11 protein-coding genes are annotated in these 13,890 nt (G+C 64.4%); all 11 read left to right on the top strand.

Going from position 1 to position 13,890, the window contains the following annotated elements; genetic code table 11:
- The first annotated feature begins 351 nt into the window (after window positions 1-351).
- The 11 genes from V6M57_RS06015 (at window position 352) to V6M57_RS05965 (ending at window position 13,885) form a co-directional block, all read left to right on the top strand.
- Window positions 352-858 (top strand): ureidoglycolate lyase, encoded by a 507-nt coding sequence (locus V6M57_RS06015; RefSeq protein ID WP_332814084.1) that lies wholly within the window; start codon window positions 352-354, stop codon window positions 856-858.
- Between the two features lie 17 nt (window positions 859-875).
- Window positions 876-1,796 (top strand): allantoinase PuuE, encoded by a 921-nt coding sequence (locus tag V6M57_RS06010; RefSeq protein ID WP_332814083.1) that lies wholly within the window; start codon window positions 876-878, stop codon window positions 1,794-1,796.
- Window positions 1,793-3,244 (top strand): dihydropyrimidinase, encoded by a 1,452-nt coding sequence (hydA, locus tag V6M57_RS06005; RefSeq protein ID WP_332814082.1) that lies wholly within the window; start codon window positions 1,793-1,795, stop codon window positions 3,242-3,244. Before V6M57_RS06010 ends, hydA begins: the two co-directional genes overlap by 4 nt.
- 321 nt (window positions 3,245-3,565) lie before the next feature.
- Complete coding sequence (gene glyA, locus V6M57_RS06000) at window positions 3,566-4,825, top strand: serine hydroxymethyltransferase (RefSeq protein WP_332814081.1); 1,260 nt, start codon at window positions 3,566-3,568, stop codon at window positions 4,823-4,825.
- Between the two features lie 31 nt (window positions 4,826-4,856).
- A complete protein-coding gene (locus V6M57_RS05995) occupies window positions 4,857-6,248 on the top strand; it encodes an L-serine ammonia-lyase (RefSeq protein WP_332814080.1) in 1,392 nt (463 codons plus the stop codon).
- A gap of 24 nt (window positions 6,249-6,272) precedes the next feature.
- Window positions 6,273-7,517, top strand: a complete 1,245-nt coding sequence (locus V6M57_RS05990) for a sarcosine oxidase subunit beta family protein (RefSeq protein ID WP_332814079.1) — start codon at window positions 6,273-6,275, stop codon at window positions 7,515-7,517.
- 28 nt (window positions 7,518-7,545) lie between these two features.
- Complete coding sequence (locus V6M57_RS05985) at window positions 7,546-7,836, top strand: sarcosine oxidase subunit delta (protein WP_332814078.1); 291 nt, start codon at window positions 7,546-7,548, stop codon at window positions 7,834-7,836.
- Entirely contained in the window at window positions 7,833-10,826 is a 2,994-nt protein-coding gene (locus tag V6M57_RS05980; RefSeq protein WP_332814077.1) for a sarcosine oxidase subunit alpha family protein, read from the top strand. The genes V6M57_RS05985 and V6M57_RS05980 overlap by 4 nt, the downstream gene beginning before the upstream one ends.
- Window positions 10,819-11,421, top strand: a complete 603-nt coding sequence (locus tag V6M57_RS05975) for a sarcosine oxidase subunit gamma (RefSeq protein WP_332814076.1) — start codon at window positions 10,819-10,821, stop codon at window positions 11,419-11,421. The genes V6M57_RS05980 and V6M57_RS05975 overlap by 8 nt, the downstream gene beginning before the upstream one ends.
- Window positions 11,422-11,450: 29 nt before the next feature.
- Window positions 11,451-11,843, top strand: a complete 393-nt coding sequence (locus V6M57_RS05970; RefSeq protein ID WP_332814075.1) for a hypothetical protein — start codon at window positions 11,451-11,453, stop codon at window positions 11,841-11,843.
- A 467-nt stretch (window positions 11,844-12,310) separates the two neighbouring features.
- Window positions 12,311-13,885 (top strand): ABC transporter substrate-binding protein, encoded by a 1,575-nt coding sequence (locus V6M57_RS05965; RefSeq protein ID WP_332814074.1) that lies wholly within the window; start codon window positions 12,311-12,313, stop codon window positions 13,883-13,885.
- Window positions 13,886-13,890: the final 5 nt, after the last annotated feature.

Here is a 13,890-nt window from a genome sequence, read left to right as displayed (position 1 = left end):
AGGGAAACCCGCGTGTGCAAGGCCGCCCTAAACCGGCCGTTAAGGACGGCGCACCTCTTCGCAAGCGACACGCGGTGTAAATGGCGGCAAAGTGAGGCCTCCGTTCGACTGCATCAGACCGCCACGATGTACAGCTCCACTCGCCGCAAGCACCTGCAGGGCACGCTTGCCCTCGAAATCCATGGCGTCAGTGCTTGTGGATGACGCCGTCCGTCGCAGCGCTGGCGAGCGAAACCATTCGGCTGAAGAAGAAGTTGGTCGAACCGGCCGCTGGCCGGCTGCTGGTTTCAAGATCGTGAAGCCTTCTTCCCACGGCTGTCCCGACAGAGGAGACAGCCCCGCAGGTGCTCTATGAATTCTCGGCTAGTTAGCAACTCGGTGCGCACGCTTGTGCCTGCGCCCATGGACGCCGCGTCCTTCAGGCCCTTCGGCGACTATGTGCAACGGCCCGCGACGACCGACCCGGTGGACTGTGGCCGCGATCTCGCCAGCAGCCGACCCGACGCACGTCCATGCGTCTATCTGACGTTTCGGGAACCTGCCGAGGGGCCCTACCTTCGCATCGCCGAGATGGAGCGTCATCGGTTCAGCTCGCAGACGTTCATTCACATGAACGGAGGACGATGGATGGTCGTCGTCTGCCCTTCCGACGCAGCCGGCGATCCGGACGTCACCGCCGCCCGGGCCTTCGTCGCGGGGCCGGGCGACGTCGTTACTTACAAGCCGGGTACCTGGCACCGATCGCTGACTGTGCTCGATGCACCCTCCTGCCATGCCGTCGTGATGTGGCGCAACGGCTCGAGCGCCGACGAGGAGTTTCGACCGGTGGACGCCTTCCATGTTTCCCTTGTGTTTTGAATCCGGTGGGACTTGCCTTGGAACACTTGCAGCGTGATTTCGTCGGATACGGAGCCAAACCTGTCGATCCCGCGTGGCCTGGGCAGGCAAGGCTGGCTCTGAACTTCGTTCTCAACTATGAGGAGGGGTCCGAGCCATCGATCCAGGATGGTGAAAACTACTCTGAAGCTGCTCTCACGGACGCACGCGGCCTCAACCCGGATCGCGTGGGGCGCGACCTCGCGGCAGAGAGCCTGTTCGAGTACGGCAGCCGCGTGGGCTTCTGGCGGCTGATGCGCCTGTTCCGTGACCGCGACCTCCCGCTGACCATCTTTGCTTGCGCACTCGCGCTGGAGCGCAATCCGCAGGCCGCCGCGGCCATTCGCGCAGCGGGCCATGATGTGTGCAGCCATGGCTGGCGCTGGATCAGCCACTCGGCGCTGAGCGAGGACGAGGAGCGAAGGCACATCCGTATGGCCATCGAGTCTCTCGAGCGGACAACCGGTTCGAGACCGACCGGTTGGTATTGCCGCTACTCCCCGGGACCGAACACGCGCCGTCTCGTCGTCGAGGCGGGTGGGTTCGAGTACGACTCCGACTATTACGGGGATGAACTGCCGTTCTGGAGGACCGTGGATGGCAAGCCGCACCTGATCGTGCCCTACTCGCTGACGAACAACGATGGGCAGTTCAACGGTGCGATCGGAAACGCCGATCAGTGGTTTTCGCATGTACGCGATTGCTTCGACATGCTCTACGAGGAGGGCGCCACGCAGCCGAAGATGATGTCCGTCGGACTCCACATGCGCCTCATCGGTCATCCCTCCCGTGCGGCGGGACTCGCACGCTTCCTCGACCACGTGAAGAAGTACGACGACGTCTGGGTCGCCCGGCGTGTCGATATCGCGCGGCACTGGAAGCGCGTGCACCCGTACTCTGGAAAGGGCCTGAACGAATGAGCTCCTCCAGGCAAGCATCAAGGCCGCTCGATGTCGTCATACGCAACGCCGTCCTCGCCACCGCAAGCGACACCACGCCGTGCGAGATCGGCATTCGCGACGGGATCGTTGCCGTCCTTGGAACGCACCTCCCGCGAGGCCGTTCCGAAATAGACGCTCTGGGCCGCATCGTGACGCCCGGAGGCGTCGACGGACACTGCCATATCGATCAGCCGATGGCGCCGCCTGTGCGCCTTTCGGACGACTTCGAATCAGGATCGCGCTCGGCCGCCTGCGGCGGCACGACGACGATCATTCCATTTGCGGCACAGCGCAAGGGCGGGTCGCTGCGTGAGGCCGTTGACGACTATCATCGACGTGCCGCGGGCCGGTCGTGCGTGGACTACGGTTTTCATCTGATCGTCAGCGACCCGACACCCACTGTCTTGCGAGACGAGTTGCCTGAGCAGATCGCGCAGGGTTTGAGCTCGTTCAAGCTCTATATGACCTACGACGCGGTCAAGCTGAGCGACCATCAAATACTGAAGCTTCTGGCTCTGGCAAGAGACCATGGCGCCACGGCGCTGGTACACGCGGAAAACACGGACTGCATCGCATGGATGACGGAGAACCTCGCGTCTGCGGGAAAGATCGCGCCGCGCTACCACGCCCTGTCTCGGCCGCTCCTGGTCGAACGCGAAGGTACGCACCGCGCGATAGCGCTCTCCGAGCTCGTGGACGTCCCCATCCTGATCGTCCACGTCTCGGGGCATGAAGCCGTCGAGCAAATCCGCTGGGCGCGCGGGAAGGGGCTCAACATCTTCGCCGAGACTTGCCCGCAATACCTCTTGCTCACTGCCGAAGACTTGGGCGTCGACGACAGCTACACCGGCGCACGGTGCGTGTGCAGCCCGCCACCACGCGACCGAGACAGCCAGGAGGCGATTTGGCATGGTCTCGCCGACGGCCTGTTCACCATCTTTTCGTCGGATCACTCGCCATTCAACCTGGGCGGCGCACACGGAAAGCATCCGGACGGGAAGGAGGTTCCGTTCCCTCGAATCCCGAATGGCGTGCCCGGCATCGAGACCCGGTTACCTCTCCTCTACTCCGAGGGCGTCTTGGGGGGCCGGATCACATTGAACAAGTTCGTCGAACTGACGGCGACGAATCCGGCAAAGCTCTATGGGATCCACCCGCGCAAGGGAACCATCGCGGTCGGCAGCGACGCCGACCTGGTGGTCTGGGGAACCGAGCCGGTGCTGCTCGGCAACCACATGCTGCATCACGGCGCGGACTACACGCCTTACGAAGGCATGGGCTTGAAGGCATGGCCGGTCTGCACGATGCTGCGCGGGGAGGTGATCTGGGACGGCGTGACGTTCACAGGTCGAGCCGGGGCGGGGCAGTTCCTGCGGCGTGGTTCGTCGTCGATGCTGGGAACGCGCAGCGCTGCCCGCCCAGCATGAACCGCCACGGGATTGCGGGAACTCGTTGAGGCGAGTCCGTTGAATCCTTTCGGCTTTCAGAACGCAGGACGTTAAGCCGCTCGGCTTGGTAGAGCCCGTCGATCGTTTTCCGCCAGCGCGTTGTCGCAGGCGTCGACCCGCGCTGGCCACGGAGGGCTCGATGGGGCGATCACCACCGGCGCGCCAGGAGATCGGGCCCACAGAGGAAAACCTTCCCATCGATGTCGTAACGCGCATATTGCACGTCGCAATTTGGCTGGCACCAGTGGCACTGAACTACGAAGATCCGGCCCAGACCACTCTTCGTCCGCAAGAACCACCATGTTCAGCTACAGCCGCCAAACCCTGGAAGCCGTCGACCCCGACCTGTGGGCGGTGATGCAGCAGGAGCACCAGCGCCAGGAGCGGCACATCGAATTGATCGCCAGCGAGAACTACGCTTCACCGGCGGTGATGGCCGCGCAGGGCAGCCAACTCACCAACAAATACGCCGAAGGTTATCCGGGGCGCCGGTATTACGGCGGCTGCGAGTACGTGGATCTCGCCGAGCAGTTGGCACTGGACCGGGTGAAGCAACTGTTCGGCGCGAACGACCACGGTTGGGCGGCCAACGTGCAGCCGCATTCGGGCGCCCAGGCCAACGAGGCTGTGTTCATGGCTTTCATGAAGCCAGGCGACACATTCATGGGCATGAGCTTGGCCGAAGGCGGACACCTCAGCCACGGCATGGCGCTCAACATGAGCGGCAAGTGGTTCAACGTTGTCAGCTACGGGCTGAACGAGAAGGAGGAGATCGACTACGAGGCGATGGAGCGCAAGGCCCACGAAAGTCGACCCAGGATCATCATCGCTGGCGCCTCGGCCTATTCGCTGCGCATCGATTTCCAACGTTTCGCACAAGTGGCCCGGGACGTCGGCGCCCTGCTGATGGTCGATATGGCCCACTACGCGGGCCTGATCGCGGCAGGCGAGTACCCCAACCCGATTCCGTACGCCGACGTCGTCACCAGCACCACGCACAAGAGCCTGCGCGGGCCACGTGGGGGCATCATCCTGATGCGTCCTGAATACGAGAAGGCCATCAACAGCGCGATCTTCCCCGGGCTGCAGGGCGGGCCGCTCATGCACGTGATCGCTGCCAAGGCCGTGGCCTTCAAGGAAGCCCTGTCGCCGGAATTCAAGGCCTACCAGAAGCAGGTCGTGAAGAACGCCGCCGCCTTGGCCGAAGCGCTGGTCCAGCGTGGCCTGCGCATCGTCAGCGGGCGTACGGAGAGCCATGTGATGCTGGTCGATCTGCGCGCCAAGAACATGACCGGAAAGGCGGCGGAGGCGCTGCTGGGCCGCGCACACATCACGGTCAACAAGAACGCCATTCCGAACGACCCGGAGAAGCCCATGGTCACCAGCGGTGTGCGCCTGGGCTCTCCGGCCATGACCACCCGTGGCTTCATGGAGGGCGAGGCGCGGCAAGTCGGCCATCTGATCGCTGATTTGCTGGACAAGCCGGAAGACGACGCCAGCGTCGCCGCCGTGCGCCGGCAGGTCGAAGCGATGACCCGCGACTTCCCGGTCTACGGGTGACGGCGTCGAAGCCGACACCGGAAAGCACGACTTGACCATCAGCACCTTCGACCTTTTCAAGATCGGGATCGGACCGAGCAGTTCGCACACCGTGGGCCCCATGCACGCGGCGCGGATGTTCACGCAGCGCCTCGCGCTCGAAGGTGTTCTGGGCGGCACAACCCGCGTACGTTGCGAGCTCTATGGCTCCCTCGGCGCTACCGGCAAGGGCCACGGCAGCGACAAGGCCGTACTGCTGGGGCTGATGGGGCATCACCCGGAAACGGTCGACATCGAAGCCATTCCCGGCCTGCTGGAGCGGGTGCGCGCCAGCAAGAGCCTTCAGCTGCCAGGCGGCGCGACCATCGCTTTCGACGAAAAGGCCGATCTCATCTTCAACCGGCGCGAGACCCTGCCGTTCCATGCAAACGGCATGCGATTCACCGGCTTCGACGCCCAAGGTGGCGAGCTGCAATCGAGAACCTACTACTCGGTGGGCGGCGGGTTCGTGGTCGGCGATGAGGTGGCCGCCGACGGCAGCAAGCAGAAGGCGATCGTTCCCGAAATCGCCGACCTGCCGTATCCGTTCCAGAGCGGCGCCGAGCTGCTGGAGCTGACACGCACGCAACGCTGCTCGATCGCGGAGATCATGCGGCGCAACGAGGGCCATTGGCGCAGCGACGCCGAAATCGATGCGGGCCTGCACCGCATCTGGCAGGTCATGCAGGATTGCGTGTCGCGGGGCTGTCGTACCGAGGGCATCTTGCCCGGTGGCTTCAAGGTGAGACGTCGGGCCGCGCAGCTTGCACGCGATTTGACAGCCCATCCCGAGGCGGCGCTGCGCGATCCGCTGCAGGTCATGGACTGGGTCAACCTCTACGCGCTGGCGGTCAACGAGGAGAACGCCGCGGGCGGGCGCGTCGTCACCGCGCCCACCAATGGCGCTGCGGGAATCGTCCCGGCCGTCCTGCACTATTTCACCCGATTCGTCCCCGGTGCCAGCGATAAGGCCGTGGTCGACTTCCTGCTCACGGCAGCGGCCATCGGCATGCTCTACAAGACGAACGCGTCGATCTCGGGCGCCGAAGTCGGCTGCCAGGGCGAAGTGGGTGTGGCGTGCTCCATGGCGGCCGGCGCCCTGTGCGCGGTGATGGGCGGAACGCCGGAGCAGACGGAAAACGCCGCGGAGATCGGGATGGAGCACCACCTGGGCCTGACCTGCGATCCGGTCGGCGGACTGGTGCAGATCCCGTGCATCGAGCGCAATGCGATCGCAGCGGTCAAGGCCATCAACGCGGCGCGCATGGCACTGCGCGGAGACGGCACACACCACGTCAGCCTCGACAAGGTCATCAAGACGATGCGTGAGACCGGTGCCGACATGATGACCAAGTACAAGGAAACGGCCCGGGGAGGTCTTGCCGTGAACATCGTCGAGTGCTGAACCGAAGCAAGACTGGAGGCTGATATGCAGAACTTTTCGATCTGGTCGCTGCTTCGAAATTCCATGTCCTATCACGAGGGCTGGGAAAAGCAATGGCGCTCACCCGAACCCAAGCGCGAATACGACGTCGTCGTGATCGGCGCGGGCGGCCATGGCCTGGCCACGGCCTACTACCTGGCCAAGGAACACGGCATACGCAACGTGGCCGTCCTCGAGCGCGGCTACCTCGGCGGCGGCAACACCGCCCGCAACACCACCATCGTGCGTTCCAACTACCTGTGGGACGAATCGACGGCGTTGTACGAGAAGTCGATGCAGCTGTGGGAGGGGCTGGCGCAGGACATCAACTACAACGTCATGTTCAGCCAGCGCGGCGTGATGAACCTCGGCCACAGCCTGCAGGAGATGCGCGACATCGAGCGCCGCGTCACCGCGAACCGGCTCAACGGTGTCGATGGCGAAGTCATCTCACCGGCGCAGATCAAGGAGATGATTCCCTTCATCAACCTCAACACGCGCTATCCGGTGCTCGGTGCCTCCCTGCAGCGACGCGGGGGGGTGGCACGCCACGACGCGGTTGCCTGGGGCTACGCGCGCGCAGCGGATGCCCGTGGCGTGGACATCATCCAGAACTGCGAGGTCACCGGCATCCGCCGCAGTGGCGGCGCCGTCGTCGGGGTCGAGACCGTCAAAGGCTTCATCAAGGCGAAGAAGGTGGCGATCGTCGCCGCCGGCCACTCCAGCGTCGTCGCCGACATGGCCGGCATCCGCCTGCCGATCGAAAGCCGCCCGCTGCAGGCGCTGGTCTCCGAGCCGCTCAAGCCGATCTTCCCGAATGTGGTGATGAGCAATGCGATCCACGCCTACATCAGCCAGTCCGACAAGGGCGACCTGGTGATCGGTGCGGGCGTCGACCAGTACACGGGCTACGGCCAGCGCGGCAGTTACCAAACGATCGAGCATACGCTGCAGGCCATCGTCGAGATGTTCCCGCTGTTTTCGCGCGTTCGCATGAACCGGCAATGGGGCGGCATCGTGGACACCTCGCCCGATGCCTGTCCGATCATCGGCCTCACGCCCGTCAAGGGGCTTTACATCAACTGCGGGTGGGGTACCGGCGGCTTCAAGGCGACGCCTGGATCGGGCTGGGTCATGGCGCATACGGTTGCGCAGGACCGGCCGCATGCCCTGAACGAGGCCTTTTCGCTCGACCGCTTCTACAGCGGCCGCCTGATCGACGAGCACGGCGCGGCAGCCGTGGCCCATTGAGCACTACCAACTCCTGAGACGCTGAGTCATGCTGCAGATCAACTGCCCCTGGTGTGGGCCGCGTGCCGAGACTGAGTTCAGTTGCGGCGGGGAAGGCGGCATCGTGCGCCCGACCGACACCTCATCGATGACGGATGTGCAATGGGGCGACTATCTCTTCATGCGCAAGAACCCCAAAGGCATGCACCACGAGCAGTGGCGCCATTCGAGTGGCTGCGGCCGCTGGTTCAACCTGCTGCGTGACACCGTCAGTTACCGCATCCACGATACGTGGAAGATCGGAGAACGGTCGCCCGAGCTTCCTGGGAACGACGTATGAAGGCGCGTCTTTCAACGGGTGGTCGCATCGCGCGCGATCGCGTGATCAACTTCACGTTCAACGGCCGGAAGTACCAGGGATTCGCTGGGGACACGCTCGCTTCGGCCCTCCTCGCCAACCAGGTGTCGTTGGTCGCACGAAGCTGGAAGTACCACCGGCCGCGAGGCATCCTCTCCGCCGGCGTGGAGGAGCCGAATGGACTGGTGCAGTTGTTCGACGGAGCCCGCACCGTACCGAACGCCCGGATGACAGAGGTCGCCCTGGTCGAAGGTCTGACCGCCAGTGCCGTCCACGCCAGCCCGGGCGTCGCGCTGGACGTACGGTCCGTCAAAGCCCTGTTCGCGCGGGTGATTCCCGCTGGCTTCTACTACAAGACATTCATGGCTTCGCGAGCGGCGTGGCACTTTTTCGAGAAGCGGATCCGCGCGTCGAGCGGACTCGGGTCGGCGCCGGAGCGTGCCGACCCCGATCGCTACGCCAAGCGCTTCGCGCATTGCGATGTGTTGGTGGTCGGCGCGGGCATAGCCGGTCTGACCGCCGCGCTCGCCGCCGGACTGACGGGCGCGCGCGTCGTGCTGTGTGACGAGCAGCCGGAACTGGGCGGCTGGCTGTTGACCAGTCATGAAACGATCGACGGACTGCCGGCCGCAGAATGGGTCGCCCATGCGCTCGCCAGATTGGCTGCCATGCCGGAGGTGACGGTGCTGCCGCGCACCACCGCCTTCGGCTATCAGGATCACACCCTGGTGACTCTGATCGAGCGTCGATCGGATCATCTTCCGATCGACCAGGCACCGGCGTTTCGAGAACGATTGTGGAAGGTGCGCGCGAAGCAGGTGGTGCTGGCTACGGGTGCGCACGAGCGACCACTGGTGTTCGCCAACAACGACCTTCCAGGCATCATGCTGGCCAACGCCGTTGCGACGTATGTGCGCCGCTACGCCGTCCTGCCCGGGAGCCGGGCGGTGGTCTTCACGAACAACGACGCCGGCTACGAAGCGGCGCTGGCGCTCAAGGATGCGGGCGCCGGGGTACGGGTCATCGATGCACGTGCTGGGATCAGTGGTAGCTTGAGCGCGACAGCCCGCAGTGCCGGCATCGAGATCCTCACCGGGCACGTGGTGACGGAAGCACTCGGCGGCAAGCGTGTCCGCGGCGCGGTGGTACAGGGCATCGACGCGCAAGAGCGGCTCATCGGCGAGCAGCGCACTCTGGGCTGTGATCTGCTGGCCGTGTCGGGCGGCTTCAGCCCGGTGATTCACCTGCACTGCCAGGCCGGCGGCAAGGCGGCTTGGGACGAACAGCGATCTGCTTTCCTTCCCGGCGCACCGGCGCTGGGCGCCCGGTCGGCCGGCGCCTGCGGGGGCGCACGAACGCTGCGCGACAGCGCGCGGGACGGGCTTGCCGCGGGCATCAGCGCTGCCGCCGCGGCTGGCTTCGAGAGCGCCGGTATGCCGGTACCGAAGGTCGATGAGAGCGACGCCGGCGACATCCGCGCGTTGTGGCTCGTGCCCCATCCGCGCGGCGTCAGTCGCGCACCGAAGCAGTTCGTCGACCTGCAGAACGACGTCGCCGCGTCCGACATCCATCTGGCCATTCGGGAGGGCTTCGAATCGATCGAACACATCAAGCGCTATACCGCGATGGGGTTCGGCACGGACCAAGGCAAGACCGGAAACATCAACGGCATGGGTATCGCCGCGCAGTGCCTGGGCAAGACGATCCCCGAGGTGGGAACGACGACCTTCCGGCCCAACTACACGCCGGTGACATTCGGCGCGGTGGCTGGGCTGGAACTCGGCGATGCGTTCGAGCCGATACGCACCACCGCCATGCACGAGTGGCATGTCAAGCACGGTGCCTTGTTCGAGGACGCGGGTCAGTGGAAGCGCCCCTGGTACTACCCCAGAAACGGCGAGGATCTGCATGCCGCGGTGAGGCGTGAGGTGCTGTCGGTGCGGTCGGGAGTCGGCACGCTCGATGCGACTACCCTGGGCAAGATCGATATCCAGGGTCCCGATGCGTCGACCTTCCTGAATTGGGTCTACAGCAACGCATGGGCCAAGCTCGAAGTGGGCAAATGCCGGTATGGCCTGATGCTCGACGAGAACGGCATGGTGTTCGACGACGGTGTCACGGTGCGCCTGGGCGAGAACCACTTCCTGATGCACACGACCACCGGCGGTGCAGCGCGCGTGCTGGCCTGGCTGGAGCGCTGGCTGCAGACCGAGTGGCCGCACCTGAAGGTCTACCTGACCACGGTGACAGACCATTGGGCGACCACCGCCGTGGCGGGTCCGAAGAGTCGCGAGTTGCTGAAACTGCTGTGCACGGACGTTGACTTCGACGACGCCGCTTTTCCTTTCATGTCGTATCGGGAAGGTACTGTGGCCGGCGTGCGATCACGGATCATGCGGATCAGTTTTTCGGGCGAGCGCTGCTACGAGGTCAACGTGCCGGCGGCCGATGGACTCAAGGTGTGGGAGGCCATCCACGCGGCGGGTGCGCAGTTCGGCATCACGCCCTATGGCACCGAGACCATGCATGTGCTTCGCGCCGAGAAGGGCTACATCATCGTTGGCCAGGACACCGATGGCTCGGTGAGTCCCTTCGACCTCGGGATGGGCGGGCTGGTGGCAAAGACCAAGGACAGTCTTGGCAAGCGATCGCTCGCGCGCAGCGACACTGCACGCGCCGGGCGCAAGCACTTGGTGGGCCTGCTCACCGATGACCCGCAATTCGTGCTGCCTGAAGGCGCGCATGTGCTTGCAGGCGAGCCGCAGGCGCCGCCTGTGCCGATGGACGGCCATGTCACTTCCAGCTACGCCAGCCCCACCCTCGGCCGCTCGATCGCACTGGCGCTCGTCAGGGCTGGGCAGGACCGCATGGGGGAGCGTGTCAAGGTCGCCATGCGCGATGGCCGCTGCGTTACAGCCACCATCTCCAGCCCGGTATTCTTCGATCCCAAGGCGGAGCGTCAAAATGCTTGAACTCGCGAAACGCGCAGCCCCGTCGGGAGCGGCCCGCGTGGCGTCTGGAGACTTCGGGCGTGAACTCGTCGCCGGCTGGCGCACTGGGCTGACCATCGTCAACTTGCGGGGGTCGGCGGACGATGGCGAATTCGTCGCCGGGGTGTCGCAAGCGCTGGGGGTCGCATTGCCGACGCAGGCGTGCACGACTTCGTCCAACGCCCTGGTGCGCGTGGTCTGGGCGGGACCGGACGACTGGTTCGTCATCGGCCCTCAAGGCGAGTCGAACCGAATCGCCGCCGATCTGCGGACGGCGCTCGCAACGACACATCACGCAGTGACCGACGTCAGCAGCGGCTACACCGTGCTGCAGCTGGGCGGCGCTCCAGCGCGCGAAATCCTGGCGCAAGGCTGCCCGCTGGACCTGCACCCCCGCGCATTCGGACCCGGCATGAGCGCCGGCTCGCACTTCTTCAAGACGTCCGTCTGGCTGTGGCAAACCGACGATGCACGGAGCTACGAATTGCTGGTGCGGCGCAGCTTCATGGGTTACTGCTGGACCATGTTGGAGCGATGTTCGGCCGAATGCGGCCTCGTGACAACGCGCTTCCCGTGAAGGCAGGCTGGACGATCAGGATCGATCGGATGCAGATCCGCCTGGCGGTCGGCGTGCATCCCTGTGAGATCGAGCCGCAACCGGTGTGGGTCAGCTTGCGCGCGAGCGGTACTGCGGCTGCGTCGCCCGAAACGCTGGCGCAATGCATCGACTATGAGCCGCTGTGCCACTGGCTTGCCGAGGTGTGGCCAAGCACCCCGCATGTGCCGCTGATCGAGACCCGGATCAACGAACTGCTCGAGTTCGTGTTCGGACTCGACACCCGGATTCAGCAGGCTTGGGTGGGCCTTTACAAGCAACGGATGAGCCAGGGTGCGACGGCCGTGGGCATCGAGCGACGGACAACCCGCTCGGAATTCGAACTTGAGGTGCCGTCCGCCCTGGTCATCCACCCGGAACGTGGCCATCCAAGCGGGGGCTGAGACCCGCCCGTTCGTCGTCTCCACGTTGGCCAAGGAGTCCGCAGCGGCTTGTGCGACCGCTTGGGAAGAGGATCGGCCACGGGGGTCGCCACGCCTCCTGCAGGCGATCGCGCAAGCCGCCAGGCCGGCGCAGCCAGGCCGCACGACATCGGCTTCATCTTGGTCGCGCAGCCGGCTCGCAGCCTCGCGCATCGAGGCGCAGGCGAGCTCCGGATCACTCCGAAAGTGCCCCTGCAGGTCGATAGCGCGCTCGCCGATTGCACGAGGAGATTCGCGGAAAAACACCGATCCTGGCAGGCAGTCTCCACGGCCGAGCGAGTGCCGCAAGACTGCAGCCACCGCGCTAGGGAAAGCCCTTGACGCGAATGTCGCAACACGCACATAGGATGACGCGATTTGGCAGGCGGCAGTGTCACTGACCCACGAAGATCCGCCCAAGACCACCCGTCTTGAACATGGAGACTTTGATGACGAATTTCAGGTTAAAGATCGTCAGCTTGCTCGCGCTGCTCCTGCTGGCGCTTGGTGCCGGTGTGGCGCATGCGCAAACGACCCTACGGGTCGTGCCGCTCAACGAACTCAAGATTCTCGACCCGATCTGGACTACCGCCTATGCGACCCGGGACCATGGCTTCATGGTCTACGACACCCTGCTCGGCACTGACGAGAATTTCGCGCCGAAGCCGCAGATGGCGGACAGCTGGACGGTGAGCGACGATCAGCTCATTTGGACCTTCGTCCTGCGGGAAGGGCTGAAATGGAGCAATGGAACCCCGGTCACGGCGGACGATTGCGTGGCGTCGCTGCGGCGCTGGGCGGCGCGCGATACGCAGGGACAGGACCTGGCCAAGCTTTGGAAAAGCGTCGTCGCCAAGGACCAGAGGACGATCGTCATCGAACTGAACAAACCGTTTCCGATGATGCTCCAGGCCCTGGCCAAGCAGACTGCCATTCCCACCTTCATGATGCCCAAGCGCATCGCGGAAACCGATCCGTTCCAGCCGATCAAAGATCCGATGGGGTCAGGTCCGTTCGTCTTCAAGCAGGATGAATGGGCACTCGGCTCGAAAGCGGTTTACGTCAAGAACCCGCACTACGTGCCGCGCAAGGAGGCGCCCGGCGGAACCGCGGGCGGCAAGGTCGTCAAGGTGGATCGGGTCGAATTGCTCAGCCTTCCCGATACGGGCACTGCGATGAACGCGCTGCAGGCAGGGGAGGTCGATTACTGGCTCAACCCGCCGGCCGATATGTTGAAGTTGCTCGAGGCAAATCCGCGGGTCAAGTTGCAGATCAAGGATCCGACCGGCTTGCTCGCGTTCCTTCGCATCAATCACGTTGCGGCGCCAACCGACAGTAAGAAGATCCGGCAGGCAATCCTGGCATCGATCGACCAGAAGCAGATCATGCTTGCTACGGTCGGCGACCCCCGATACTTCAAGACTTGCTTCTCGCTCTACCCGTGCGGCTCGCCCTGGGAGACCGATGCCGGGAACGCGATTGCGAAGAATCACAGCGTTTCGGAAGCGAAGGCGCTGTTGAAGAGTGCGGGGTACAAGCAAGAGAAGGTCGTCATCCTGCACGCCGTCGATTCACACATCAACAACACGCTCGGGCTGATGGTTGCCGATTCGCTCAAGCGCATCGGGATGAACGTCGAACTGCAACCCATGGACTACCAGACCCTGGTGGGGCGACGCGGCAAGAAGGATCCGATCGGCAATGGTGGCTGGAGCATGTTCGCCACCAACGGCATCGCCATCGACTATTTCGATCCATTCTCCGTGCTGCTCTCCGGCGCAGGCGAGAAGGGCTGGCCAGGTTGGGTCAATGACCAGCAGATCGAGGCGCTCAAAGGTCAATTCGCTGCTGAAGGGGACACAGCCAAGCGCAAGGAGATCGCCAAGAAGATCCAGGCGCTCGGATACGACACGGTGGCATACGTTCCACTCGGCATGGTCAACCTACCCGTCGCATTCCGAAATAACGTCAGTGGGGTTCTGCCGTCGGCGCTGAATCTCTACTGGAACATCTCCATCAAATAAATTTG

It is taken from the genome of Ramlibacter sp., from assembly GCF_036676645.1.
GTDB lineage: Bacteria > Pseudomonadota > Gammaproteobacteria > Burkholderiales > Burkholderiaceae_C > Ramlibacter.
The sequence above is the reverse complement of the archived record's forward strand: the minus strand, read 5'-3'. Positions and strand labels throughout refer to the sequence as shown.

Excerpts from the sequence above, each read along its gene's own strand:
- V6M57_RS05965 (WP_332814074.1), top strand. The coding sequence starts at position 12,311 with ATGACGAATTTCAGGTTAAAGATCGTCAGCTTGCTCGCGCTGCTCCTG.
- V6M57_RS05975 (WP_332814076.1), top strand. The coding sequence starts at position 10,819 with ATGCTTGAACTCGCGAAACGCGCAGCCCCGTCGGGAGCGGCCCGCGTG.
- V6M57_RS05990 (WP_332814079.1), top strand. The coding sequence starts at position 6,273 with ATGCAGAACTTTTCGATCTGGTCGCTGCTTCGAAATTCCATGTCCTAT.
- glyA (WP_332814081.1), top strand. The coding sequence starts at position 3,566 with ATGTTCAGCTACAGCCGCCAAACCCTGGAAGCCGTCGACCCCGACCTG.
- hydA (WP_332814082.1), top strand. The coding sequence starts at position 1,793 with ATGAGCTCCTCCAGGCAAGCATCAAGGCCGCTCGATGTCGTCATACGC.
- V6M57_RS05985 (WP_332814078.1), top strand. The coding sequence starts at position 7,546 with ATGCTGCAGATCAACTGCCCCTGGTGTGGGCCGCGTGCCGAGACTGAG.
- V6M57_RS06015 (WP_332814084.1), top strand. The coding sequence starts at position 352 with ATGAATTCTCGGCTAGTTAGCAACTCGGTGCGCACGCTTGTGCCTGCG.
- V6M57_RS05970 (WP_332814075.1), top strand. The coding sequence starts at position 11,451 with ATGCAGATCCGCCTGGCGGTCGGCGTGCATCCCTGTGAGATCGAGCCG.
- V6M57_RS05980 (WP_332814077.1), top strand. The coding sequence starts at position 7,833 with ATGAAGGCGCGTCTTTCAACGGGTGGTCGCATCGCGCGCGATCGCGTG.